Annotated in this window: 23 protein-coding genes, 1 tRNA gene and 1 pseudogene; 14 read left to right on the plus strand and 11 right to left on the minus strand. The window is 60.0% G+C overall.

Going from position 1 to position 23,840, the window contains the following annotated elements:
- Nucleotides 1-14 precede the first annotated feature (14 nt).
- Complete coding sequence (locus E2K80_RS02230) at nt 15-416, plus strand: F0F1 ATP synthase subunit epsilon (protein WP_135372353.1); 402 nt, start codon at nt 15-17, stop codon at nt 414-416.
- 11 nt (nt 417-427) lie between these two features.
- On the opposite strand, the gene E2K80_RS19990 is transcribed toward E2K80_RS02230, so the two are convergent.
- Nucleotides 428-1,036 carry a hypothetical protein gene (locus tag E2K80_RS19990; RefSeq protein WP_443216545.1) on the minus strand — a complete coding sequence of 203 codons (609 nt, stop codon included), beginning with the start codon at nt 1,034-1,036 and terminating at the stop codon, nt 428-430.
- A 68-nt stretch (nt 1,037-1,104) separates the two neighbouring features.
- Nucleotides 1,105-2,133, minus strand: a complete 1,029-nt coding sequence (locus E2K80_RS02240; RefSeq protein WP_135372357.1) for a ribose-phosphate pyrophosphokinase — start codon at nt 2,131-2,133, stop codon at nt 1,105-1,107.
- Nucleotides 2,134-2,235: 102 nt separating this feature from the next.
- Here E2K80_RS02240 and E2K80_RS02245 point away from each other — a divergent pair.
- Together E2K80_RS02245 and E2K80_RS02250 are read left to right on the plus strand one after the other, a co-directional pair.
- A pseudogene (locus E2K80_RS02245) lies at nt 2,236-2,834 on the plus strand (2-hydroxychromene-2-carboxylate isomerase).
- Entirely contained in the window at nt 2,831-3,610 is a 780-nt protein-coding gene (locus E2K80_RS02250) for an alpha/beta fold hydrolase (protein ID WP_135372359.1), read from the plus strand. Before E2K80_RS02245 ends, E2K80_RS02250 begins: the two are co-directional and overlap by 4 nt.
- Here the strand turns inward: E2K80_RS02250 and E2K80_RS02255 are convergent.
- From E2K80_RS02255 to uvrB, 4 genes are all read right to left on the minus strand, one after another.
- On the minus strand, nt 3,591-4,652 hold the full coding sequence (locus E2K80_RS02255; RefSeq protein ID WP_135372361.1) for a threonine aldolase family protein: 1,062 nt from the start codon (nt 4,650-4,652) through the stop codon (nt 3,591-3,593). The two genes, E2K80_RS02250 and E2K80_RS02255, sit on opposite strands and share 20 nt — an antisense overlap.
- Nucleotides 4,649-5,095, minus strand: a complete 447-nt coding sequence (locus E2K80_RS02260; protein ID WP_135372363.1) for a YcgN family cysteine cluster protein — start codon at nt 5,093-5,095, stop codon at nt 4,649-4,651. The genes E2K80_RS02255 and E2K80_RS02260 overlap by 4 nt, the downstream gene beginning before the upstream one ends.
- Nucleotides 5,092-6,018: a bifunctional riboflavin kinase/FAD synthetase gene (locus E2K80_RS02265; protein ID WP_135372365.1), complete on the minus strand. Its 927-nt coding sequence runs from the start codon at nt 6,016-6,018 to the stop codon at nt 5,092-5,094. Before E2K80_RS02265 ends, E2K80_RS02260 begins: the two co-directional genes overlap by 4 nt.
- A 113-nt stretch (nt 6,019-6,131) precedes the next feature.
- Complete coding sequence (gene uvrB, locus E2K80_RS02270; protein WP_135372367.1) at nt 6,132-8,330, minus strand: excinuclease ABC subunit UvrB; 2,199 nt, start codon at nt 8,328-8,330, stop codon at nt 6,132-6,134.
- Between the two features lie 445 nt (nt 8,331-8,775).
- On the opposite strand from uvrB, the gene E2K80_RS02275 reads away from it, so the two are divergent.
- The 8 genes from E2K80_RS02275 (at nt 8,776) to trpB (ending at nt 14,632) form a co-directional block, all read left to right on the plus strand.
- Entirely contained in the window at nt 8,776-9,957 is a 1,182-nt protein-coding gene (locus E2K80_RS02275) for a hypothetical protein (RefSeq protein WP_135372369.1), read from the plus strand.
- Nucleotides 9,958-10,025: 68 nt separating this feature from the next.
- The gene (locus tag E2K80_RS02280; RefSeq protein ID WP_135372371.1) at nt 10,026-10,337 is read left to right on the plus strand and encodes an ETC complex I subunit; all 312 of its coding nucleotides are present in this window, start codon (nt 10,026-10,028) and stop codon (nt 10,335-10,337) included.
- Nucleotides 10,338-10,461: 124 nt separating this feature from the next.
- Nucleotides 10,462-11,475, plus strand: coding sequence for a glycosyltransferase family 2 protein (locus tag E2K80_RS02285; RefSeq protein ID WP_168193075.1), 1,014 nt, complete (start codon nt 10,462-10,464; stop codon nt 11,473-11,475).
- 41 nt (nt 11,476-11,516) lie between these two features.
- Nucleotides 11,517-11,593: transfer RNA gene (locus tag E2K80_RS02290), tRNA-Arg, on the plus strand.
- 231 nt (nt 11,594-11,824) lie between these two features.
- Complete coding sequence (ihfB, locus tag E2K80_RS02295) at nt 11,825-12,112, plus strand: integration host factor subunit beta (RefSeq protein WP_135372375.1); 288 nt, start codon at nt 11,825-11,827, stop codon at nt 12,110-12,112.
- Between the two features lie 12 nt (nt 12,113-12,124).
- Nucleotides 12,125-12,487: a LapA family protein gene (locus E2K80_RS02300; RefSeq protein ID WP_338014573.1), complete on the plus strand. Its 363-nt coding sequence runs from the start codon at nt 12,125-12,127 to the stop codon at nt 12,485-12,487.
- Between the two features lie 144 nt (nt 12,488-12,631).
- Nucleotides 12,632-13,267: a phosphoribosylanthranilate isomerase gene (locus E2K80_RS02305; RefSeq protein ID WP_135372377.1), complete on the plus strand. Its 636-nt coding sequence runs from the start codon at nt 12,632-12,634 to the stop codon at nt 13,265-13,267.
- 135 nt (nt 13,268-13,402) lie between these two features.
- On the plus strand, nt 13,403-14,632 hold the full coding sequence (gene trpB / locus E2K80_RS02310; RefSeq protein ID WP_135372379.1) for a tryptophan synthase subunit beta: 1,230 nt from the start codon (nt 13,403-13,405) through the stop codon (nt 14,630-14,632).
- 15 nt (nt 14,633-14,647) lie between these two features.
- Here the strand turns inward: trpB and E2K80_RS02315 are convergent, their stop codons facing one another.
- From E2K80_RS02315 to pth, 3 genes are read right to left on the minus strand one after another with little or no spacing between them, the layout of a single operon-like run.
- The gene (locus tag E2K80_RS02315) at nt 14,648-15,034 is read right to left on the minus strand and encodes a DUF2237 family protein (RefSeq protein ID WP_238475627.1); all 387 of its coding nucleotides are present in this window, start codon (nt 15,032-15,034) and stop codon (nt 14,648-14,650) included.
- A gap of 51 nt (nt 15,035-15,085) precedes the next feature.
- Nucleotides 15,086-16,117, minus strand: a complete 1,032-nt coding sequence (locus E2K80_RS02320) for a DUF2332 domain-containing protein (protein ID WP_135372381.1) — start codon at nt 16,115-16,117, stop codon at nt 15,086-15,088.
- Nucleotides 16,114-16,803, minus strand: coding sequence for an aminoacyl-tRNA hydrolase (pth, locus tag E2K80_RS02325; RefSeq protein ID WP_135372383.1), 690 nt, complete (start codon nt 16,801-16,803; stop codon nt 16,114-16,116). Before pth ends, E2K80_RS02320 begins: the two co-directional genes overlap by 4 nt.
- A gap of 419 nt (nt 16,804-17,222) precedes the next feature.
- On the opposite strand from pth, the gene E2K80_RS02330 reads away from it, so the two are divergent.
- On the plus strand, nt 17,223-18,446 hold the full coding sequence (locus tag E2K80_RS02330; protein WP_135372385.1) for an NAD(P)/FAD-dependent oxidoreductase: 1,224 nt from the start codon (nt 17,223-17,225) through the stop codon (nt 18,444-18,446).
- A 41-nt stretch (nt 18,447-18,487) separates the two neighbouring features.
- On the opposite strand, the gene E2K80_RS02335 is transcribed toward E2K80_RS02330, so the two are convergent.
- Complete coding sequence (locus E2K80_RS02335; RefSeq protein ID WP_135372387.1) at nt 18,488-21,925, minus strand: indolepyruvate ferredoxin oxidoreductase family protein; 3,438 nt, start codon at nt 21,923-21,925, stop codon at nt 18,488-18,490.
- Between the two features lie 133 nt (nt 21,926-22,058).
- Here E2K80_RS02335 and E2K80_RS02340 point away from each other — a divergent pair, with 133 nt between their 5' ends.
- Complete coding sequence (locus tag E2K80_RS02340; protein WP_338014574.1) at nt 22,059-22,514, plus strand: Lrp/AsnC family transcriptional regulator; 456 nt, start codon at nt 22,059-22,061, stop codon at nt 22,512-22,514.
- Nucleotides 22,515-22,532: 18 nt separating this feature from the next.
- Here the strand turns inward: E2K80_RS02340 and E2K80_RS02345 are convergent, their stop codons facing one another.
- Nucleotides 22,533-23,162: a response regulator transcription factor gene (locus E2K80_RS02345; protein WP_238475628.1), complete on the minus strand. Its 630-nt coding sequence runs from the start codon at nt 23,160-23,162 to the stop codon at nt 22,533-22,535.
- 240 nt (nt 23,163-23,402) lie between these two features.
- Here E2K80_RS02345 and E2K80_RS02350 point away from each other — a divergent pair, with 240 nt between their 5' ends.
- The gene (locus E2K80_RS02350) at nt 23,403-23,807 is read left to right on the plus strand and encodes an oxidoreductase (protein ID WP_238475629.1); all 405 of its coding nucleotides are present in this window, start codon (nt 23,403-23,405) and stop codon (nt 23,805-23,807) included.
- Nucleotides 23,808-23,840 lie beyond the last annotated feature (33 nt).

Below are 23,840 nucleotides of genomic sequence, written 5' to 3' on the forward strand. Positions count from 1 at the left end.
GGAGGGGCTGAGACATGGCCGATATGATGCAGTTCGATCTGGTCTCGCCCGAACGCCGTCTGGCCTCGGTGCAGGCCAAATCGGTTCAGATTCCGGGTGCAGACGGGGACATGACGGCAATGCCCGATCATGCCCCCACGATCACCACGCTGCGCCCCGGTGTGCTGACCGTCGACGGGCCTGACGGGATGGTGCAGTTTGCCGTCACCGGTGGTTTCGCCGATGTGTCCGGCCCGGCGACAACGATTCTGGCCGAACGCGCCCTGCCGTTGTCGGAGGTGACCGGAGAGATCATGGCGGAGCTTGTCGCCGAGGCAGAAGCCAAACGTGACGCCGCCAGCGATACGGGCGCCGATATGGCGGCCAAACTGGTGGCGGATATGATCGCCCTGCGTGATCAGGTCAACGCAGGCTGATCCGACCATTTTCAAGGATTCTGCCCCGTCCGGCTGACCTGGGCGGGGTTTTTTACATTTATTGCCACATTTTCCCTTTTTTTGATCATTTTGCCGCTGGGATACTTGCCAAGGCTGGGTCGATGTATGTTTGGCTCATACCGAAGCGCGCTTTCCGGCGGATCAACCGTAACGGGCAGGGGATGCGTTTCATCAAGGTGCGGCAGTTTGAATACACATAAGGTGTATGTATGAGTGACGAGTAGGAAAGACAGGTAATGAAACGGCTCAGAAATCATCTGATCGGGGTTGATCAAGGCTCCCGCATATTGTTCTCGGATTTTGAGGATGGGGGGCAGATGTGGACCGGTGAAGGTCCGCGAGAGGCGCGTTTCAGGACAGATTTTTCGCAATCCTTCAAGACCCTGCCGGTGGTCCATGTCTCCCTGACCATGTGGGATATGGAAAGCAACAGTAATCAGCGCGCGGATTTGCGCGCCGAAAACATCAGTTTGAGCGGTTTTGATATTGTCTTTCGCACATGGGGTGACAGCCGTGTCGCCCGTGTCCGTGCCAGCTGGATGGCCTTGGGGGAGATTCAGGGCGAGGATGAGTGGGACGTCTGTTAAGGCGGCCTGCACGGCCCGCGCGGGGCAACGGAAAACTCCAGTTTTCCACGTGGAATTCTTGAGAATTCCAGCGTGTCTTGTTACCGCCCGTGCATTCCTTTGGGATAGAGACCCTCATAAATCGGGATCAGGGTGTCGGTGTCAAACAGGGATGAGACGCTGGTGCCGTTCCAGATATTCAGGATGGCCTGGGCAAACATCGGGGCCGTGGGGCAGATGCGGATGTTTTTACAGGCTGTGACCTCTGCTGTCGCCTCGATCGTATCGGTGATGACCAGGGATTTCAGAACCGATTTGGTGATCCGCTCCACCGCCGGGCCGCTCAACACCCCGTGGGTGGTATAGGCGTGAACCTCGGTCGCACCTGCGGCCAGCAGCACATCGGCAGCCTTGCACAGCGTTCCGGCCGTGTCGCAGATATCATCCACGATCACGCATTTCTTGCCGGTGACATCGCCGATCACGGTCATTTCCGCCACTTCGCCGGCCTTTTCCCGCCGTTTATCGACGATCGAAAGCGGTGCGCCGATCCGCTGCGCCAGTTCCCGCGCCCGGGTTACGCCGCCCACATCGGGAGAGACGATCATGACATCAGACATATCACCATCAAACTGATGCAGGATATCCAGGGCAAAAACCGGTGAGGCATAGAGGTTGTCCACCGGGATATCGAAGAACCCCTGAATCTGTGCCGCGTGCAGGTCCATCGTCAAAACCCGTTCCAACCCGCCCTTGGCGATCATGTTCGACACCAGCTTGGCCGAGATCGGCGTGCGCGCCTTGGTGCGGCGATCCTGCCTTGCATAGCCGAAATAGGGGATGACGGCCGTGATCCGCGCGGCAGAGGACCGCCGCAGGGCATCGGCCATGATCAGCAGTTCCATCAGATTGTCATTCGCCGGTTTCGAGGTCGGCTGGATGATGAACATATCCTCGCCGCGCACATTCTCGTAAACCTCGACGAAAATCTCCTGATCGTTGAACCGTTCAACCCGTGCGTCCACCAGCCCTACCTGCATGCCCCGGTGCATCGACATCCGCCGTGCAATGGCATCGGCCAGTTTGCGGTTGGCATTGCCGGATATCAGTTTCGGATCGGTGGCAGGCATGTGAAAGATGTCCCCTGGTGCGGGCCGTTTCCCGGCCCTTGATGCGTTGACACCCCCTAGCATCCGACTACGCTTCGCGCAAAGCCAAAACCGGAGGCAGAGATGGCCCATATCGACTTCTACTTCGCAACGATTTCCCCTTTCACCTATCTGTCCGCCGGTCCGCTGGAGGCGATCGCCGCCAAACATGGTGCGACGATCACCTACAAGCCTCTGGATATCATGGCGCTGTTTGCGCGTACCGGGGGTGTCCCGCCGAAAGACCGGCACCCGTCGCGTCAGGCCTATCGGTTGCAGGATATGGACCGGCGCGCCAGAAAACTGGGCCGTGCGCTGAACCCGAAGCCGGCCTTCTGGCCGACCAACCCGGCGCCATCCTCCTATGCGCTGATCGCGGCGCAAAAGGCCGGGGGCGGGGATCTGGGCAAGCTGCTGCTGTCGCTCACCTCTGCCGTCTGGGCGGGGGAGAAGAACATCGCCGAGGATGATGTGGTGCGCGCGGCCCTGACCGAGGCCGGGTTTGACCCGGCGCTGGCCGATAGCGGTCTTTTGCAGGGGGCCGAGGAATATGCCCGCAATCTGGAAGAGGCGATTGCCGATAATGTCTTTGGCGCGCCGTTCTTCGTGGTGGATGGCAAGGCGCATTTCTGGGGCAGGACCGGTTGGAAGATCTGGACCTGCATCTTGCCGGGCAGCTTTGAGCGGCTATGCAAGGCATTGGGGGCAGGGGGCGGCACCTGCCCTGCTGCTGCATTGCTCGCTTGCGTCTTCCGGGGCCTGGGATGGGGTCGCACGGGCCCTGGCCGATCACCTGAGCGCCACCGCGCCTGATCTGATTGGCCATGGCCGCGGGCCGGATTGGGACGGGCAGCAGGATTTCCATGATCAGAATACGGAATATGCGGCCCGGTTTCTGCCGGAAGGCCGCTGCCATCTGATCGGGCACAGTTTCGGGGCAACCATTGCGCTGCGTCTGGCCGAGGAACATCCGCAGGGGATCGCCAGCCTGACCCTGATCGAACCGGTGCTGTTCGCCGCCGCCCGGGGGCGGCCAGGGCATGCGGCGCATGAACAGGCGCTGGCCGGGCTTGACCCGGCTTTCCGCGCCGATGACAGGGCGGCTGCCGCGCGGGTGTTCCTGTCGGTTTGGGGGGAGGGCCCGGAGTTCGACGATCTGTCAGACCCGCAGCAGCGCAATATTCTGGACCGGATTCACCTGATCGCGGCCAGCAACGGGGCCCTGCATGACGATACGGCCCGGATTTTGCCCCGGCTTGGGCAGGTCACCGCGCCGACGCTGTTGCTGGCAGGCGGGGATTGCGCGCCGGTGATCCCCGATATTCTGGACCATCTAGAGGCGGGTTTGCCAGACGCCACTCGCGCCAGCGTGAGTGGGGCCGGTCATATGCTGCCGATCACCCACCCGGCCCAGGTGGCCGCTGAAATCGCGGCGCATATCACTGCGCACCCTGTCTGAACAGATCCAGAAGCTGTTCAACCCGCTCCGATGTGCAGGACCAGTCACAGACCAGCCGGCACAGAAGCGGGGTTTCATCGGGCCCGTCCAGTGCTTTATCCGCGCCGATGAGCGTATAAAGCGCGCCTGCTGCTTTCGCCTGCCTGTGAAGGGCGCGGGGCAGCGCGACAAAGATCATATTGCCCTCGGGCTCATGGACAAGCCGTGCCTCGGGGAGGGCACGCAGCCCCCGGGCCAGATCCGCACAGGCCGCATTCGCTGCCCCGGCCAGGCGCAGCCACAGCCCGTCTGTCACATAGGCCTCCATCTGGGCGGAAAGATAGCGATGCTTGGAGAACAGATGCCCGCCGCGTTTACGCCTGATCTCACATTCCCAGGCCTGCGCCGGATCGAAGAAGATCACCGCCTCAACACCCAGACAGCCGTTTTTTGTGCCGCCGAAACTGACCGCATCCACACCCGCTTTCCAGGTCATCTCTGCCGGGGTGCAGCCAAGCGCGGCGCAGGCATTTGAAAACCGCGCCCCGTCCAGATGGACCGGCAGATCATGGGCTTTGGCAATCTCTGTCAGCGCCTTGATCTGGTCGATGGCATACAGCGTGCCTGCCTCGGTCACATTGGTCAGTGTGACCGGCCCGCGCTGCACGGAATGGACATCACCCTGAGCGGTGCCGGTGATTGCTTCTGTCAGGGCTTCAGGCGGTATCCTGCCGTCCTCCCCGTCGATCAGGGACAGTTTTGCGCCCCCGGAATAAAACTCCGGCGCGCCGCATTCATCAATCGCCACATGAGACTCCCGGTGGCAGAAAATTGTCTGCCAGGGTTTTGCCATCACCGACAGGGCCAGTGCATTGGCCGCCGTGCCTGTGGGCACCAGATGAACAGAGGCGTCAGGCGCCTCGAACAGGGTGCGCAGCTTCTGGGTGGTGCGGTCCATGACCGGGTCATTGCCATAGGGCATGGTATACCCGTCATTGGCGGCGATCATCGCGGCCATAATCTCGGGCGCGGCAGGCCCGGTATTGTCAGAGACAAAGTTCATGTACCTGGTTCCTCGATAATATAATTGTCCCAGTCTTCCTCAGACACCTCGAATTCGGGCACGGTGATCCCGCGCATCGAGATACCGGCCTCATGAACCGTTGCCGGATCGCCCGAGATCAGATGATGCCACCAGTAAAGCGGTTTGCCTTCATAGAGTAGACGATAGGCGCAGGTTTCCGGCATGAAATAGGCCACATCGCCCATGGTTTGCGGGGTCAGGCGGATGCAATCGGGGACCAGCGTCTTGCGGATGTCATATTGCCCGCAACGGCAGGTGCTGTCATCCAGCAGGCGGCAGGCGACCCGGGTCAGGGCAACCTCGCCCGTGTCTTCATCTTCCAGCTTGTTCAGGCAGCATTTGCCACATCCATCGCACAGCGCCTCCCATTCCTCAGGCGTCATCCTGTGCAAGGGCACATGATCCCAGAACCTCTTTCTCACAGCTTGGCCAGAAGGCTGCGGGCCTGTGCGCTGTCGGCATCCATCTGGGTGATCAGCCTGTCGATCCCGTCGAAATTTTCCTCTGGCCGCAGGAATTCGATCAGCCCCACCGACAGATCAGCGCCGTAAAGATCACCTTTGAAATCGAAGAGATAGCTTTCCAGATTGGGCTCTTCACCGCCGAACATCGGGCGTACGCCAAGCGAGGCGACACCGTGATAGCTGCCCTGATGGGCGCCATCCAGCACGTCAATGATCACCGCATACACGCCCAGTTTCGGCACATGCAGCCCCGCCAGAGACATGTTCGCCGTGGGATAGCCCAGTTCCCGTCCGCGTTTTTCACCATGCAGCACCGGCCCCTCGATCCGGTGCCAATGGCCCAGCATCGCGGCGGCATCGCGCGGGCGTCCATCGCTCAGCGCGTTGCGGATATTGGTGGAGGAAACCGCGCCAAGATTGCCCTGCATGATCGGGGCAATGGTCACCTCAAACCCGTAACGCGCGCCAAATTCCTGCAAGGCGTGCGCGGTTCCGGCCCGCCCCTTGCCGAAACAGAAATCGGCGCCGACCACCACATGGGTCAGGCCCAGCCCCTCGGCCAGCACCTCCCGGGCGAAGGTTTCGGCCTCCAGACTGGCCAGGGCTTTGTTGAAAGACAGCTCATACAGCAGCTCAACCCCGAGTTTTTGCAGACGGTTTTCGCGCGCTTCCGCATTCATCAACCGGAAAGAGGCGGCATCGGGGGCAAAGAATTCGCGTGGGTGGGGTTCAAACGTCAGGATGCCAAGCGGGGCGGCGGGGATGCGGGCCAGATCCATCACATGCTGGTGGCCCAGATGCACACCATCAAAATTGCCGATGGCGACAGAGGCCCCCCGGTCATCCGCTGAAACATACTGATAATCGCGCACCGTCCGCATGACCCCGGATTAGCCTTGCGGCGCGGGAAGGGCAAGGCGGCGGGCAGGGGTGGTTTTCGCCCGCGTTGCCACATGGTCCGCAGGCGGGGGCCATTGCACAAGGCTGATATGGATCAGCGCCCCTTTTTGCGCCGTGGCTTGCCCGCGCGTTGCCCCGGCCGGCCTGCGGTTGACCGCCCGCTCATCTTATTGGCTGTGCTGACCGCCTGATCCACCGCAGTCTGCCGTGCCAGCGGATCATCGGACACCACCATATCCACGGTTTCCAGCCGTTTGACCTCATCCCTCAGCCGGGCGGCCTCTTCGAATTCCAGATTTTCCGCCGCCTTGCGCATATCCGCGCGCAACCCGTTCAGCACCGCCTCCAGATTGGCACCATGAAGCGGTTTTTCGACCTTGGCGGTCACCCGGTTCATATCCACATCGCCCTTGTAGAGACCGGCCAGAATATCCTCGACATTCTTCTTCACGGTTTCAGGCGTGATCCCATTTTCGGTGTTATAGGCGATCTGCTTGGCGCGCCGCCGGTCGGTTTCGCGCATCGCGCGTTCCATCGAGCCGGTGATGCGGTCGGCATACATGATCACCCGGCCCTCGGCGTTGCGCGCCGCGCGCCCGATGGTCTGCACCAGCGAGGTTTCCGAGCGCAGAAACCCCTCTTTATCCGCATCCAGAATGGCCACCAGCCCGCATTCGGGAATGTCGAGCCCCTCGCGCAGCAGGTTGATCCCGATCAGCACGTCGAAGGCGCCAAGGCGCAGGTCGCGCAGAATCTCGATCCGTTCCAGCGTGTCGATATCGGAATGCATGTAGCGGACCTTGATGCCCTGTTCATGCATGTATTCGCTCAGGTCTTCGGCCATGCGTTTGGTCAGCGTGGTGACCAGTGTGCGGAACCCATCGGCGGTGACGCGGCGCACCTCATCCAGCAGATCATCGACCTGCATCCCGACGGGTCGGATTTCAACCATCGGGTCCAGCAGGCCGGTGGGGCGGATCACCTGTTCGGTGAAGACGCCGCCGGATTGGTCCAGTTCCCAGGATTGCGGGGTGGCGGACACGAACACCGATTGCGGGCGCATCGCATCCCATTCCTCGAATTTCAGAGGCCGGTTATCCATGCAGGAGGGCAGGCGGAACCCGTGTTCGGCCAGGGTGAATTTGCGCCGATAGTCCCCGCGATACATACCGCCGATCTGCGGCACCGAGACATGGGATTCATCGGCAAAGACAATCGCATTATCGGGGATGTATTCAAAAAGCGTGGGGGGCGGTTCGCCGGGCGCCCGGCCGGTCAGGTAGCGGGAATAATTCTCGATCCCGTTGCAGACGCCGGTGGCCTCCAGCATCTCAAGATCGAAATTCGTGCGCTGCTCCAGTCGCTGGGCCTCCAGCAGTTTGCCATCGCCGACCAGTTGATCAAGGCGAGTCTGCAATTCGGATTTGATGCCCTTGATCGCCTGCTGCATGGTCGGGCGCGGGGTTACATAGTGAGAATTCGCATAGATACGGACCTTTTCGAACGTGTCGGTCTTCTCTCCGGTCAGGGGGTCGAATTCGGTGATGCTTTCCAGCTCCTCGCCAAAAAAGCTGAGCTTCCAGGCGCGGTCATCCAGATGGGCGGGCCAGATTTCCAGACTGTCGCCCCGGACCCGGAAACTGCCCCGCTGAAACGCGGCGTCGTTGCGGCGGTATTGCTGGGCAATCAGATCGGCCATGACCTTGCGCTGGTCATATTCCGTGCCTGAAATCAGGTCTTGCGTCATCGCGCCATAGGTCTCGACCGAGCCGATGCCGTAGATGCAGGAGACCGAGGCGACAATGATCACGTCATCGCGTTCCAGAAGCGCGCGGGTGGCCGAATGGCGCATCCGGTCGATCTGTTCGTTGATCTGGCTTTCTTTCTCGATATAGGTGTCGGACCGGGCCACATAGGCCTCGGGCTGGTAGTAGTCATAATAGCTGACGAAATATTCCACCGCGTTCTCGGGGAAGAAGCCTTTGAACTCGCCGTAAAGTTGTGCTGCCAATGTCTTGTTCGGGGCCAGAATGATGGCGGGGCGCTGGGTTTCTTCAATCACCTTGGCCATGGTGAAGGTCTTGCCGGTGCCGGTTGCGCCCAACAGCACCTGATTCTGATCACCTTCACGAATCCCTCCGGTCAGTTCCGCGATGGCCGCCGGCTGGTCACCGGCGGGGTCAAATTCCGTGTGCAGAATGAAGCTTTTACCCCCTTCCAGCTTGGCGCGCGCGCGGATTTCATCAACCGAGCGATTCAGGACGGGCATCTGTTCGGGGGAGTTGTTGTGCATCTCGGACCTCGTGGAACCTCTCTAAAATGATCTTATTTTGTTCTTGTTCAAGGCTTTGCGGGGAATGGGCTGGAAACCCCCTGACAGGTCTTGCCAAAAGATCACCGGAACCATTCGCATTTTAGGCAAATACATACAACTTTAAGGGGAGTTTTGTGTTGCAGTGGAGGCATCCCGGACCTACCTTTGATGGGCAAGCAGCAGAAGCGGTTGCCAACCGGGTTCGTACACCCACCCCACCCCTCTCGCTCCGTCGAGCCGGGTTGGCAACCCACTCTCCCCCTTTCAGATAATGCGATGTTCCCTGCTCAAAGCTTCTGGCTTGCCGCATGTCATCTCCGCCTTTTGTCATCGGGCGAAAGCCGACAGGCCGAGATGACTGGTTCATTTCATAAGCAAACCGTTTTAGGCTTTCGCGGATGATCCTGATGGAGTGTCACCTGCGATGCGTCTGATCCTTGCCCTTGCCCTGTTGTTGCCCGGTCTCGCGCTGGCCGATGCCGACCCGCCGCGCCCGGTGCCGCCGCCCGCCACAGGGCCGGCGCTGGAGGTGGCAGGTGCGGCAGAGGTGGTTTTCGACTGGACCACGGATCGCTGTTACGAAGAACAGATCCCCGATCTGCCGGTGCGCGCCTATCGTGACGCCGAAGGGCAGGTGAACCTTATACTCAGCCATACATCCGCCCATCGGATGCGGGGCCCGGATTTTGACTCTCTGCTGCTGGATTGCAGTGTCCTTATGGGGTCTGCCCATGACCCGGACCCGTCGCATTTCGCCAATCATGAATGGATCGCGTCTGTCTATACCGAAGACGGGATCATTGTGCATGCGCTGATCCATAACGAGTTTCAGGGCAACCGCTATCCGCAGCTTTGCCCGTCGGGGGAGTATTTCCGCTGCTGGTACAACACCATCACCTATGCCCGATCCACCGATGGCGGGGCCAGTTTTGCGCGCCCCATCGCACCCCCCGATCATCTGGCGGCGGCGCTGACCACGCCTTATGCGCCTGACGAGGGGATTTTCGGGGCGTTCAGCCCGTCGAACATCATCGCGTATGAAGGTGCATTCTATGCGTTCTTCAAGGTGCAGACCTATCCGCTGGAAACCCAATATGTCTGCCTGATGCGCACCGAAACACTGGCGGACCCGGAGAGCTGGCGGTTCTGGAACGGGGTCGGGTTTACCGGTGTCTTCGCCGATCCTTACCGCGATGATTTGCAGGCGATGCGGGCCACGAATTGCAGCCCCGTGGGCCTATCTGACATCGCGCAGATGTATGAAAATGTCACCTGGAACACCCATCTGAACCGTTTTGTGATGATCGGCACCAGCAGTGACCCGGCCCGCGACCCAAATCTGTTCGGCTTTTATTATGCCCTGTCCGAAGACCTGATCCACTGGACGCCGCGCCACCCCCTGCTGGAGGCACGCCTGCCTTGGCGCGCGACGGGCAATCAGACGGTTTACCTTTATCCCACGCTGATCGACCCGGAAAGCGACAGCCGGAATTTTGAAACCACCGGGGCAGAGGCCTGGCTGTATTTCACCCGGCTGAATTATGGCTCCGGTCATCTGGATCGCGATCTGTTGCGGGTTCCCGTCCGGTTTCGCGCGGCGGAGTGAAGATGGCGTATTGCGCGCTGCTGCCGAATTGCCGATAAGAAAGACGGAGAGTTCAAAGGTCAGAGCCCATGCGCGCACGCATTTACCAACCCGCCAAGACCGCCATGTCATCGGGCACGGCCAAGACCAAAGACTGGGTGCTGGAATTTGCCCCCAGCTCGGCCCGGGGGGTCGACCCGCTGATGGGCTGGACCAGTTCGGACGATATGAACAGCCAGGTGCGTCTGCATTTCGAAACGCTGGAGGCAGCCCGAGACTACGCCGAGGAGAATGGCATTGATGCCATCGTGATGCAGCCGAAAAAGCGCAAAACCAATATCCGGCCACGCGGATATGGCGAAAACTTTGCGACTGACCGGCGGGGTGCCTGGACCCATTAGGGCGTCATTTCTGCCGAAGTTCTGCTAATATAGTATCTGTGAGTGTTGTAAGTCGTGAGGTAAATGCAGAATGTGGGGCTGGCTTCGTGGTCGAACTCATAAGATAAGCAGGACCAAAAACCCGATGCGCGTCGCCTCGATTACGCCTGCGAAAGATGAAGGCCCGTTTATTCTGGAATGGGTGGCCTATCACCGCCTGATCGGTGTCACGGATATACTGATCTTCAGCAATGATTGCACGGATGGGTCTGATCTGCTGCTGGACCGGCTGGATGAGATGGGGTTGATCCGCCATTACGCCAACCCGTCGATGATCATGGAGATGGAACGCCACCATCTGGCGGTGATCAAGTATAGCAACACCCTGTCACGGCTGAAACGGGTCGATTGGATCGTCTCTCTGGATATGGATGAGTTCATCTGCGTGAACACCGGAGAGGGCAGGCTGGCTGATCTGTTTTCAGCCTGCGACGGCGCGGATGTGATCAGTATCAACCAGTTGAATTTCGGCTGTGCAGGGCGTCGGGATTTTACCGAAGAGTTGCAGATGAACCGGTTCGACCAGTGTCAGTTCTACGAGGGCAGCCGCAACCCCCGCAATCCGCGCCGGGGTGTGAAATCCTTCACCCGGGTGGGCGCGCCGGTGGACCGGATTACCAATCATTCGCCCCGGCCCATCGAAGGGCGCGGGGATGAATTGCGCTGGGTGAACGCGGCCAACCAGCCGCTGCCGGATGATCTGAAAATCCGCGAGATCAAGTCGCTGGAGGAGGGCGTTTTCAGTTACGATCTGGCGCAGCTGAATCATTATGCGTTGCGGTCCATGGACAGTTTTCTGACCCAGGTCGCGCGCGGCAATGCCAATCATGCCGACCGGTCTGCCGATCTGTCTTACTGGCGCCGCTATAATATCAACGATCAGCAGGATCACCGGATCACCCGCTGGTCTGACCGGGTCGCAGAGACCATGGCAGAGATGCTGGAAGATGCGGAACTGGCTGACCTGCACGCTGCCTGCGTTGCTGCCCATCGCACCAAGATCGGCGTGCTGTATGAAAACGATGATTTCGTTGATCTCAGACGCCGGATTGAAGGCGCGCATCGGCGTGGTTGGGAGCAGACACCCGATGCGACCTGACCCTAGACCTCTGCGGGACAAGACGGTAACTGACCCATAGCGGTCCCGTAGCTCAACTGGATAGAGCACCTGACTTCTAATCAGGATGTTGAGGGTTCGAGTCCTTCCGGGATCGCCAGTCATTCATGCAGAGGGTTTCGGGGGCCCAGGCACCCGAATCACAGAACAGTGAATGGGTCGGCCCAGACCAATCCGGTGGCGGCAGATCGCCCATCAACGGCGATTTCCCCGTCCAAACAGGGCGATACAGGGTGAGTTTTGCTTTTCTGGCGTGGCTTTTCAGTTCCGCACGGCGGTCATTGGGCTTATAGTCGGACAGAACCGATATACACCGCCTGGGAGGGACAGGATGATACGCTCGGAGCTGATCATTAAGCTTGCGGAAGAAAACCCGCATCTCTACCAGCGCGATGTTGAGCGCATTGTAAATGCGATTTTCGAAGAGATTATCGAGGCGATGGCCAATGGTGACCGGGTCGAATTGCGTGGTTTTGGCGCGTTCTCGGTCAAAAAGCGCGATGCCCGTATCGGCCGCAATCCGCGCACCGGTGAAAGTGTCGCGGTGGAAGAAAAACATGTGCCTTTCTTCAAGGCGGGCAAATTGTTACGGGATCGTCTGAACGGGCATGACAGCTGAAAGGCGCACACCGTGATCCGCTATCTGAAATATGCGTTTCTGGCGCTTGTTGCCCTTGGACTTGTGGTTCTTGCGCTGGCCAATCGCGCGCCGATGACGCTTGAGCTTCTGCCAGAGGGTCTGGCGGTCTGGATCGGGTGGTCCTATGCGATTGAAATGCCGGTATTCCTGGTGATTTTCGGCGGTGTGATCATGGGGTTGCTGATCGGCTTTGTCTGGGAATGGCTGCGCGAACATCGCCACCGGGCCGATGCCAGTCGCCAGCGTCGCGACAAACAGCGGCTTGAGCGTGAGGTTCAGGGCCTGAAAGGGCGTGTGAACGAAGGCAAGGATGATGTGCTGGCGCTGCTTGAGGATACCGGCACCGCGCGTTGAAATGGCCTGATGCCATTTGGACATGCAATAAGACATATTGCGTTTCATGTAAGACAGAACACATTAAAAACTGCATTTGGCCTAAAGGCGAAAAACAGCGGCTTTGACCTGAAATAAATGCAAAATGCTATAGATTACCCAATCATGAATACGGCCATTAAATTCTGCGGGTTGAAAACGCCTTCTGATATTGCCGCTGCCGCGGATGCAGGCGCGCGATATGTCGGATTTGTATTTTTCCCGAAATCGCCTCGGGCCGTGAGTGTGGAGGAGGCCCGGGCGCTGGCGCTGATGGTGCCGGCGGGCATCGCCAAGGTGGGTTTGGTGGTGGATGCAGAGGATGCGATGCTGGATGAGATCGTGGCCGGGGTGCCGCTGGATATGCTGCAATTACACGGGGCCGAAACCCCGGATCGGGTGACCCGGATCAAGGCACGGTATGGTTTGCCGGTGATGAAGGCGGTGGGGATTGCCGGGGCCGGGGACCTGCCTGATCTTGAGATATATGGGCGTGTTGCGGATCAGCTTCTGGTCGATGCCAAACCGTCCGAAGAGGCGGATTTGCCCGGAGGCAACGGGCTTGCCTTTGACTGGAGACTGATTGCCGGGCGTCGCTGGCCGGTGCCCTGGATGCTGGCCGGAGGGCTGACAGCCGAAACTGTGGCCCTGGCGGTTCAGATGACCGGTGCGACACAGGTGGATGTCAGCTCCGGGGTTGAGGCCGCGCCGGGTGTGAAAGATGCAAACAGGATTGCGGCCTTCGCGCAGGCCGTACGATGAGGGGTTTCGCCGCGCTGCGCGCGCCGACCCGGCGGGGGGCGTTGCCCCCGGACCCCCCCGGGATATTTGCGAAGCAGAGAAGGCGGAGCGGGATGGTCTTTATCCGGCAGCCACGGGAAACAAGGGATCTGGGCCATGCCTGATGATATTCTGAACAGTTTCATGACCGGCCCCGATGAGAGCGGCAGGTTCGGTGATTTCGGGGGGCGGTTTGTATCGGAAACACTGATGCCGCTGATCCTGGAGCTGGAGGCGCAATATGAGTTCGCCAAGACCGATCAGAGTTTCTGGGATGAGATGCAGGATCTCTGGACCCATTATGTGGGCCGCCCCTCGCCGCTGTATTTCGCGGACCGGCTGACCAATCATCTGGGCGGGGCGAAGATCTATCTCAAGCGCGATGAGCTGAACCATACAGGCGCCCATAAGATCAACAATGTGCTGGGGCAGATCATTCTGGCGCGGCGGATGGGCAAGACACGCATCATTGCGGAGACAGGCGCGGGCCAGCACGGGGTGGCGACCGCAACGGTTTGTGCCAAATTCGGTTTGAAATGCGTGGTTTATATGGGTGCCCATGATGTGGAGCGGCAGGCGCCGAACGTGTTTCGCATGCGATTGCTTGGGGCCGAGGTGATCCCGGTGACCAGCGGGCGGGGCACGCTGAAAGACGCGATGAATGATGCGTTGCGCGATTGGGTGACCAATGTGCGCGATACGTTTTACTGCATCGGTACGGTGGCGGGGCCGCATCCCTATCCGGCGATGGTGCGCGACTTCCAGGCGATCATCGGCAAGGAAGCGAAAGAGCAGATGATGGCGGCCGAGGGCCGGTTGCCCGATACGATCATTGCGGCCATTGGCGGCGGGTCAAACGCGATGGGGCTGTTCTTTCCGTTCCTGGATGACAAGGAGGTGCAGATCATCGGTGTTGAGGCGGGCGGCAAGGGTGTGAACGCAAAGATGGAGCATTGCGCCTCGCTGACCGGTGGCCGGCCGGGGGTGTTGCATGGCAACCGGACCTATCTTTTGCAGGATGAGGATGGGCAGATCCTGGAAGGGTATTCCATCTCGGCGGGGCTGGATTATCCCGGCATCGGGCCGGAACATTCCTGGCTGCATGAGATCGGGCGGGCGCAATATGTCTCGATCACCGATGTTGAGGCATTGGAGGCCTTTCAGCTTTGCTGTGAGCAGGAAGGGATTATCCCCGCGCTGGAGCCATCCCACGCGCTGGCCCATGTGATGAAACTCGCGCCGGACCTGCCGAAGGATCACCTGATCGTCATGAACATGTGCGGCCGGGGCGACAAGGATATCTTCACCGTCGCGCGCGCGCTTGGGTTCGAGATGGGCGGCTTCTGAGCGGTCACGGCTGGTTCAGTCGCCCTGATCCGCATCATAAAGCTGCAGGACACAGAGCGGCACAATCTCAAGGGCGGCCTGATGGGTTGCGGCCAGCCTGACCTGTGGCGCGGCCCCGTCTTCATGGGCCTGCAGGAACCGCCCGGCGCAGAGGCACCATTGATCCCCCGGTTTCAAACCTGAAAACCCGTATTCCGGGCGCGGTGTGCTCAGGTCATTGCCGATATATTTCGAGAAGGCCAGAAACTCCGCGGTCATCACTGCGCAAACCGTGTGGGAGCCGTGATCCTCCGGCCCGGTATCGCAGCATCCGTTTCGGAAGAAACCGGTGACCGGGTCTGTGGAGCAGCCTTGCAACCCCTCGCCCAGTACATTCAGCGATGGTGCCATCTCGCGCCCCATATCCGTATGCCTCCGTTGTCAGTGTAGGGGGTGCAGATGCGAATGCAATGATCAAAGCTGCCAGTCGATCCAGCGACCATGGAAATCGACACGTCCGGCGGGGATTTCGGTGCCATCGGGCCATATCTTCAGGGTCAGTGCCGCGCCTTTGGCCCGGCCATCTGCCTCCATCGAGAAATGGGCAAGGGGTGCGTCCGGGGTTGCGGTTTGGCCTGCGCTTTCAAGGGCTTCTGTGCAGGCAGATTGCGTTTCGGGCGGGAAATACTGCCAGGCGATGGTGTGATAGATCAGATGGGTTGTGCCGGGATGCGGGGTTGCAAGACGCTGTTTCAGCCAGCCTGCCGCATCGCCCGTATCGGGCTTTGTGTCGGCCAGTTCCATGGCCGCGCGGGTCAGGCGCAGCCGGTCGGGCTGATCCGGCCAGAGATAGGCCAGAAGCCGCAGCGCCTGATCGGGCCGGGTGACATCCAGCGGGTTCAGATCGACACCCGCGCGCCCTGTGACCTGCAGTGGCAGATCGGGGGGAAGGGCGCCGGACCAGTCGGGCGCAAGGCAAACGGGGCTTTCTGCCGGGCCCCGCATCTCATCACCGATCATCAGCCCATAGCGGTCAAAGCCCAGGTTCAGCCCCGCACTTGCCCCCAGTTCCGAGATTGTCAGGGGCAGGCCAAACCGGTCCGTCAGGTGCAGCGCGGCGGGGATCAGGGCCACGCTGCGCCTGACCTCATTGGTCTGGGGTGGCAGATCAAGCCAATCCATCAGCCGGGCCTCATGATGCTCGAAAACGCGCAAAATCCCGGCCCATAAATCCGTATCGCTGGCTGTATTCGGTGGGTAGACAGCGGCCAGCCCCGTGTCGCTGCCATCCAGCACCAGCCCATGCAAACTGCCAGCGATACGCAGCGGAACCGATTGCGCGGCAGGGCCGACATCGCCCGGCCAGCCCAGCAACCTGTCCGCGACGGCGCTGCCGGGGGAAAGACGCTCTGCAAACAGGGTCATCAGCCGCCCCATGAAGGGGGAGCCCAACATCTCACAGCTTTTGGCCTGAAAATGGAAAGCCTGGCGCAGCGCGTCCGTCATTTGAATTTATCCATCAGTTTTTGCAGCGGATTGCGGGTATCCGGTTGCGGGTCTGGTTGTGCCGCCGGTGCCGGCACCGGTGTTTCGGCTTTTGGGGTCGTGGCCGATGACCGGGGCGGGGCGGTGCGCAGGGCGACCGCGTTCATGAACCGGCCTGCATCGCCGCCCGCCAGATCCGCGGCCCCTTCGCTCAACCCTTGCAGAAGGTCGCTCAGCCAGCTTTCCCGTTCAACCTTGGCAAAATCCGAGAGCACATGGGCCGACACCCGGTCTTTATGGCCCGGATGGCCGATGCCCATGCGCACACGCGTGAAATCCGGCCCGATATGCCCGTTGATCGAGCGGAGCCCGTTATGCCCGGCCAGCCCGCCGCCGGTCTTCACCCGCAGCTTGCCGGGGGCGAGGTCCAGTTCATCGTAGAACACAGTCACGTCTTCCGGTGCCAGCTTGTAGAAACGCATCGCTTCGCCCACGGACTGGCCGGACAGGTTCATGAAGGTCTCGGGCTTCAGCAGCATGATCTTTTCCGCATCCAGCCGACCCTCGGCGATCACACCCTGAAATTTCGACCGCCAAGGGCCAAACCCGTGATCTTCGGCGATCCGGTCCACGGCCATATACCCGATATTGTGGCGGTTCCCGGCATATTTGCCGCCCGGATTGCCAAGTCCGACGAAGAGGCGCATCGCATATCGCTCCTGCTCTGGTGGATGGGCTGGTGATGCCAGTCTGGCGTCGTTTTGCCAAGCTGGAATGCTATAGCGCCGGGTTGAAATTCTGAACCACCCCGCATCACCCTCCCGCCCGGCGGCAGCGCCCGAACCGCCCCCACGGGGCGGGCGCTTCGCTTCCTGCCCCTCGGTTCGGGCGCTTCGCTTCCTGCCCCTCGGTTCGGGCGCTGCCCTCTGCAAAATGTATATGTGATGCAGAATTTCAGTCCGGCGCTATAGGGGTGGCTTTGGCTGCACCTACCGGGCAGGGCGCTCTGTTCTGTGCCGGTACATATCTGCCCGCTTGCATCAAAGCAGATTGCAGGGAAAGGTATTCCTCTGATCGGCCCGAAACCGGGACATACCCGTGCCGGTCCCGAACGAAGGAAATGCCAATGACCACCGCCGGTTTTGCCACAACGCCTTTGAAATCCTCATATGACGTGGTGATCGTGGGTGGCGCGATGCTTGGGTCGTCAACTGCGTGGTTCCTGACCGAAATGTCTGATTTCGATGGCTCAATCCTGATTGTCGAACGTGACCCAAGCTATGAAAACTCTGCCACGGCCCACACCAACTCCTGTATGCGGCAGCAATTCAGCAGTGCCCTGAACGTGAAAATCTCGCAGTTTGCGGCCGATTTCGTCAATAATTTCCCGCAGTATATGGGGGATGACCCGCGTGTGCCGGAACTGGGCATCCAGAATTACGGGTATATGTATCTGGCCGATACCGACGCCTTTGCCGACACACTGCGTGAAAGCCATAAGGTGCAGATCGCCGAAGGTGCGGGCACAAAGCTGATGACGCCTGATGAGATCAAGGCAGCCTATCCGTTTTACAGCGTGGATGATCTGGTGCTGGGCAGCATCAACACGGTTGATGAAGGGTATTGGGACGGCGGCACCGTGTTTGAATGGTGGCGCCGGTCAGCCCGCGAACGTGGTGTGGACTTCGTGGCGGGTGAGGTTGTGGCGATGACGCGCAACAGCACGGGCACGAAAGTGGACAGTGTGACACTGGCCTCGGGCGCGGTGATTGCCTGCGGGCAGGTGGTGAATGCGTCCGGCACAAGGGGCGCGCGGACGGCGGCGATGGCGGGTATCGACATCCCGGTTGAACCCCGCAAACGCTACACTTGGATATTCTCGGCGGAACAGCCTCTGGATCGTGAACTGCCGCTGACCATCGACCCGTCAGGCGTTCATTTCCGTCAGGACGGTCCCAAAACCTATATGGCGGGCGGGCATTCCCATATTGACCCTGCGGTTGACCCGGATGATTTCGCGATGGATCACGGGATCTGGGAAAGCGATATCTGGCCTGTCATCGCCACCCGCATCCCGCAATTCGAGGCGATCCGCGTGGTCACCGAATGGGCAGGCCATTACGACATGAACACTTTGGATCATAACGCGATCATCGGGCCGCATCCCAAGATCGGGAATTTCTTCTTTCTCAACGGGCTTTCCGGCCACGGGTTACAGCAATCCCCGGCCATGGGGCGGGGCACTGCTGAATATCTGACCTATGGCGGCTATCGCAGTCTGGATCTGACCCCGTTCCATTATGATCGGATTGCGCTTGGCGCCCCCTTTATTGAAAAAGCGGTGATCTGAAGACGCGGCTTGGGTTTTCTATTGCATGTGTCCGACACGTTTCAGGCGGCGTTTCGGATGGTGCTTTTACCCAACAAGTCAGTCACTTTCCGGCGCGTTTGCTCTGCCGCCTTCTCCCGGACGGGCCCATAGCCCCGAATGTCCATGGGCGCGGACAGGATCGCTTCCAGTGTCTTTTCATCATGGCTTCCGGCCTGCGCGGGCAGATCCCGCATCAGGGTTTCGAACCAGTCCAGCAGGTCACGATCAAGCCGCCGGTCAGCGCTGAACCGGAATGGGTCCAGTCTTGTGCCCCGCAGGCGCCGCAGACGGGCGAGACCGGCAAAGGCGACGCCCATCCAGGTGCCGAATGCGCGCTTTTCCGGTCGTCCGCGCCCGTCGCGGCGCGTGTTCAGGATCGGCGGGGCAAGGTGATAATTCAGGCGGTAATCGCCCTCGAACTCCGCCGCGATGCTCTGGTGAAAACCGCTGTCCCGGTGCAGCCGTGCGACCTCGTATTCATCCTTGATGGCCATCAGCTTGAACAGCGATCTGGCGGTTGCCGCATGCAGAGCATCGGACCAGACCGGCATGGAGGCCGCAAAGCGATCAAGGCGGTGGCGATAGCGCGCGGCATAATCCGCATTCTGATATTGGGTCAGAAACCCCGCACGGCGGGTGATGATATCCTCCACCGTTTCCGTCTTGTCATCTTTCGGGGGCAGCACCTTTGCCAGATAATCCGGGGCCGCAGCCATCAATCGACCTGCGGCAAAACCCATCCGGTTTTTCTCAAGCGATACGGCATTTAATTCCAATGCCCGATCCAGTGCCGCCAGGCCGACAGGCACCAGCCCGCGCTGCCAGGCAAAACCCATCAGAATGACATTGGCATAGACTGTATCGCCCAACAGGGCCTCGGACAGGGTGTTTGCATCCAGCGTATCAAGATTGCCCGCGCCAATGGCCCCGGCAATCGCCGCAACACGTGTCTCAATCCGCAGATCGGCATCCCGGTTCAGCACCAGATCACCGGTGGGCATTTCCGCAAGGTTCAGCACCATATGCGTGTTGGCATTGTAATGGACCGAGGCTTTGGGGGAGGAGGAGACAACCGCATCGCAGCCGATCACAGCCCTGGCCGCACCCTCTTCGATCCGCACCTGATGGATATCTTCTGGCGTGGCGGCAATGCGGATATAGCTGAGGACGGTTCCGAATTTCTGCGCAAACCCGGTGAAATCCAGAACACTTGCGCCATGCCCTTCCAGATGCGCCGCCATGGTGATCACGGCGCCCACGGTGATCACGCCGGTGCCACCGACACCGGTGACCAGAAGGTCAAAGGGCCGGTCCAGCCTTGGCAGATCGGGCAGGGGCAGATCCGCCGCCAGCGCGACGGTATCAAGGCCCGCACCGGTTTTGCGGCGGCGGGTGGCACCTTCAACCGTCACGAAACTGGGGCAGAACCCGTTCAGGCATGAAAAATCCTTGTTGCAGCTTGACAGGTTGATCTGTCGTTTGACCCCAATGGGTGTCTGTTTCGGCTCCACACTCAGGCAATTGCTTTCGACCGAACAATCGCCGCAGCCTTCGCAGACCAGATCATTGATCACCACAAACCGGGCCGGGTCTTCGATCTGGCCGCGTTTGCGTTTGCGGCGTTTTTCGGTGGCACAGGCCTGTTCATAGATCAGCATGGTCACGCCGGGGATCTCGCGCAGGTCACGCTGAACGGCGTCCAGCCGGGCGCGATGTTCGAACCGGGTTCCCGGGGGGAAATCGGCAGGGGTGAACTTGCCCGGATCATCGCTGACCAGCGCGATCTGCCCGACGCCCTCGGCATGGCTGGACCAGGCGATGGCGGCAGGGGAAATCGGGCCGTCAACCGGTTGCCCGCCGGTCATCGCCACCGCGTCATTGAACAGCAGTTTGAAGGTGATGTTGGTCTTTGCCGCCACCGCCTGACGGATCGCCAGAGAGCCGGAATGATACCAGGTGCCCTCGCCGATATTCTGGAAGATATGCTTGCCGCCATTGAACCGCGATGTGGCGGTCCATGGCACGCCCTCGCCCCCCATCTGGGCAAAGCCGGTGGTCTCCCGGTCCATCCAGCTTGCCATCACATGGCAACCGATGCCCGAGGCCGCCTGACTGCCCTCGGGCAGTTTGGTGGAGCTGTTATGCGGGCAGCCCGAGCAGAAATAAGGCGTGCGCGCCGCGCCTGCGACCTGCAAAACCGGGGGCGTTTGTCGGGTCAGTGCGCGGGCACGGGCTGTCAAGTTCAGATCCGGGAACATGCGGTCCAGCCGTGCGGCCAGTATCGGCACCAGTTTCAGCGGGCTCAATTCCCCGGTCCAGGGGATCAGCGGCTGCATCTCTTCGTCATGCTTGCCGACCATGCGGGCGGGTTTGTCCCCCGGCCAGTCATAGAAATGTTCCTTGAACTGGCTTTCAACGATGCCGCGTTTTTCCTCGACGACCAGAAGCTCCTGCTTGCCGCGCGCAAACCGCAGCGCATCACGGCGGGCCAGTGGCCAGACCATCCCGACCTTGTAGATATCAAGCCCAAGATCGCGGCAGCGGGCGGCATCCAGCCCCAGCAGGCGCAGGGCCTCCATCACGTCCAGATGGGCCTTGCCGGTGGTGACAATGCCGTAACGCGCCTGCGGCAGATCATAAAGCGCATGGTCGATCGGGTTGGCCCGGACGAAAGCGTCAACCGCCTCCAGCTTGGCGCCGATCCGGGCCTCGATCCCGGCGCTTGACAGATCGCCCAACCGCACATGCAGGCCGCCCGGCGGCGCGGTGTAATCAGGCTGTACAAACACCCGGTCCGGGGTCAGGGTGACCGATTGCGCGGATTCCACCGTTTCCGAGATGGCTTTGAACCCCACCCAACTGCCCGAGAATCGCGAAAGCGCGATGCCGTATTCCCCGAACGCCTGATATTCGGTCACCGAGGCCGGGTTCAGGCTGGGCATGAACCAGGTCATGAAGGCGACATCGGATTGGTGCGGCATCGACGAGGACACGCAGCCATGATCGTCACCGGCCACCACCAGAACACCGCCCTTCGGTGCGGAGCCATAGGCGTTGCCATGGCGGAGCGCATCGCCCGACCGGTCGACGCCGGGGCCTTTACCATACCACATGGAAAACACACCCTCGACCGTCGCATGGGGGTCAAGACTGGCCTGTTGTGCGCCCAGAATGGCGGTGGCCCCCAGATCTTCGTTGATTGCGGGTTGAAAGGTGATGCGGTTCTCTTCCAGCCGGGGACCAAGACCCCAAAGCGCCTTGTCGACCCCGCCAAGGGGCGACCCGCGATAGCCCGAGACAAAACCGGCGGTCTTCCATCCGGCCTGACGGTCGCGCCGCGCCTGATCGATCATGATCCGCACAAGCGCCTGGGTGCCGGTCATGAACACCCGCCCGTCCAGACGGTCATAACAATCGTCCAGCGCGTATGACCTGTCCATCATCAGGTGTCGTGTCATGTGCCCCATATCCCTGATACCGGATTATTTTACCGGGGAGCGTGTGAAATATCTTGTCTATCATCTCGGGAATATGGAATAATTTGGTAGAGTATGCCGAATTTTGATATAAACTCGAAAATACATGCCAGATATGATTGAACAACGGGATTTGTTGCTGCTGCATCTGCTGCAAGACAATGCCCGGCTTTCGAATGCCGAACTGGCGGATCAGACGGCAATGTCCACCTCGTCCTGCTGGCGCCGGGTGAAGGCGCTGGAAGATCAGGGGGTGATCTCCAGATACACCGCTGTCATCGACCCCCCAAGCATGGGGTTACGGTTCGAGGCGATCGTACATATCCAGTTGAACCGCCATGACCGCGCGGGTGTCGATCTGTTCATGGAGACGGTGCTGCAACGGGGGGAGGTGGTGGATTGTGTCGCGACAACAGGGACTGCCGATTATCATCTGCGCGTCATCTGCCGGGATATCGAGGCCTATAACAGTTTTCTGGAAGAGGTGCTGTTTGCCATGCCATGCCTCAGAAGCGCGCAGACCAACATGGTTCTGAAGCGAATCAAGACAAACGGGCCCGTTCAGGCCTGAGCGGGCCGGATGGCCGCTTCAGAAAATGCCGTTCTCTTTTGCCATCAGGGCGGCCTGCGTGCGGTTGCTGACGCCCAGCTTGGCCAGAATATTCTTCACATGAAGTTTGACCGTCACCTCCTGCAGGCCAAGTTCGCGCGCGACTTCCTTGTTGGACTGACCCTGGCAGAGCTTTTCCAGCGTCTGCATCTCGCGCGGGGACAGGCCCATGAACCCGCCGGGGGCCTGACGCTCAGGGGCTTCGCTGGTAAAGCCAACGGGGAAATACCGCTCTCCCGACAGGATGAATTTGATGGCATTGACCATGGAACTGGCTGCCGCCGATTTGGGGAAAAACCCCTGTGCGCCAAGCTCCATCGCCTCATTCGCCACATCCGGCGTTGCAATCCCCGACATCAGGGTGACCTTGATATGGGGGTAACGGCTTGTGATATGTTCAAGACCTTTCAGGCCGTTCATGCCGGGCATGTTATAATCCAGAATGACAAGATCTATCGGGATCTCTCCGGCAATGACCTTGACGGCTTCATCCAGCGTTGCCGCGGTGAGAACGGAAAACTCCTCCACCTGGCCAAGATACGCAGCGATTGTGTCACGCACCAGATCGTGGTCATCGGCAATCAGAATATTCGGCATGGCAATACTCATCTGATTTGTCTGGACTGAATTTCAGCACTCATATCAAGCAATGAGAGGCAGAACCTATACCAAAGTATAGGAACCTACCCCGATGATCTGAATCTGATGCCGATCTGCATGCTAACTGCTGTGCATCCTATAACTTTTATACCTACGCGAGGTTCATCAATGCTAAATCGTTTCACATGCCTGTCGGCAGCCACAGGTCTTTTGGGCCTCTTTGCAACTTCAGTTCTGGCGCAGGAGGGAATGATCCTGCAGGTTTCCGCCGATGGCGGAGCACAGCAGACAGATTTGAACCTGGAAGCACTTGATGCATTGCCGCAGGTTGAATTCACCACCACAACCATCTGGACCGATGACCCGGTCACCTTCAGCGGTGTGCCGCTCAGCGACATTCTGGAGGCCGGCGATGTGGACGGCACCACCCTGACAATGACCGCCCTGAACGATTATGCGGTTGAAATGCCGGTGGCGGAGATCGGCGATATGTATCCGATCATTGCAACCCGGATGGACGGGCAGACCATGTCGGTGCGCGACAAAGGGCCGTTCTGGGTGGTCTATCCCTATGACAGTGATCCGGACTTTCAGACCGAAACCATCTATTCCCGCAGTATTTGGCAGCTGAACCGCCTGTCTGTGATGGATTGATCAGCCGTTGCGTTCTAAGCTTCGCACCAGAGG

This window comes from Rhodophyticola sp. CCM32 (genome assembly GCF_004751985.1).
GTDB lineage: Bacteria > Pseudomonadota > Alphaproteobacteria > Rhodobacterales > Rhodobacteraceae > Rhodophyticola.

Excerpts from the sequence above, each read along its gene's own strand:
- E2K80_RS02275 (WP_135372369.1), top strand. The coding sequence starts at position 8,776 with ATGCGTCTGATCCTTGCCCTTGCCCTGTTGTTGCCCGGTCTCGCGCTG.
- E2K80_RS02350 (WP_238475629.1), top strand. The coding sequence starts at position 23,403 with ATGATCCTGCAGGTTTCCGCCGATGGCGGAGCACAGCAGACAGATTTG.
- E2K80_RS02305 (WP_135372377.1), top strand. The coding sequence starts at position 12,632 with ATGAATACGGCCATTAAATTCTGCGGGTTGAAAACGCCTTCTGATATT.
- E2K80_RS02230 (WP_135372353.1), top strand. The coding sequence starts at position 15 with ATGGCCGATATGATGCAGTTCGATCTGGTCTCGCCCGAACGCCGTCTG.
- E2K80_RS02315 (WP_238475627.1), bottom strand. The coding sequence starts at position 15,034 with ATGGGGCGCGAGATGGCACCATCGCTGAATGTACTGGGCGAGGGGTTG.
- E2K80_RS02320 (WP_135372381.1), bottom strand. The coding sequence starts at position 16,117 with ATGACGGACGCGCTGCGCCAGGCTTTCCATTTTCAGGCCAAAAGCTGT.
- E2K80_RS02280 (WP_135372371.1), top strand. The coding sequence starts at position 10,026 with ATGCGCGCACGCATTTACCAACCCGCCAAGACCGCCATGTCATCGGGC.
- pth (WP_135372383.1), bottom strand. The coding sequence starts at position 16,803 with ATGCGCCTCTTCGTCGGACTTGGCAATCCGGGCGGCAAATATGCCGGG.
- E2K80_RS02285 (WP_168193075.1), top strand. The coding sequence starts at position 10,462 with ATGCGCGTCGCCTCGATTACGCCTGCGAAAGATGAAGGCCCGTTTATT.
- E2K80_RS02335 (WP_135372387.1), bottom strand. The coding sequence starts at position 21,925 with ATGACACGACACCTGATGATGGACAGGTCATACGCGCTGGACGATTGT.
- E2K80_RS02340 (WP_338014574.1), top strand. The coding sequence starts at position 22,059 with ATGATTGAACAACGGGATTTGTTGCTGCTGCATCTGCTGCAAGACAAT.
- E2K80_RS02330 (WP_135372385.1), top strand. The coding sequence starts at position 17,223 with ATGACCACCGCCGGTTTTGCCACAACGCCTTTGAAATCCTCATATGAC.
- E2K80_RS02255 (WP_135372361.1), bottom strand. The coding sequence starts at position 4,652 with ATGAACTTTGTCTCTGACAATACCGGGCCTGCCGCGCCCGAGATTATG.
- E2K80_RS02265 (WP_135372365.1), bottom strand. The coding sequence starts at position 6,018 with ATGCGGACGGTGCGCGATTATCAGTATGTTTCAGCGGATGACCGGGGG.
- E2K80_RS02240 (WP_135372357.1), bottom strand. The coding sequence starts at position 2,133 with ATGCCTGCCACCGATCCGAAACTGATATCCGGCAATGCCAACCGCAAA.
- trpB (WP_135372379.1), top strand. The coding sequence starts at position 13,403 with ATGCCTGATGATATTCTGAACAGTTTCATGACCGGCCCCGATGAGAGC.
- uvrB (WP_135372367.1), bottom strand. The coding sequence starts at position 8,330 with ATGCACAACAACTCCCCCGAACAGATGCCCGTCCTGAATCGCTCGGTT.
- ihfB (WP_135372375.1), top strand. The coding sequence starts at position 11,825 with ATGATACGCTCGGAGCTGATCATTAAGCTTGCGGAAGAAAACCCGCAT.
- E2K80_RS02345 (WP_238475628.1), bottom strand. The coding sequence starts at position 23,162 with ATGAGTATTGCCATGCCGAATATTCTGATTGCCGATGACCACGATCTG.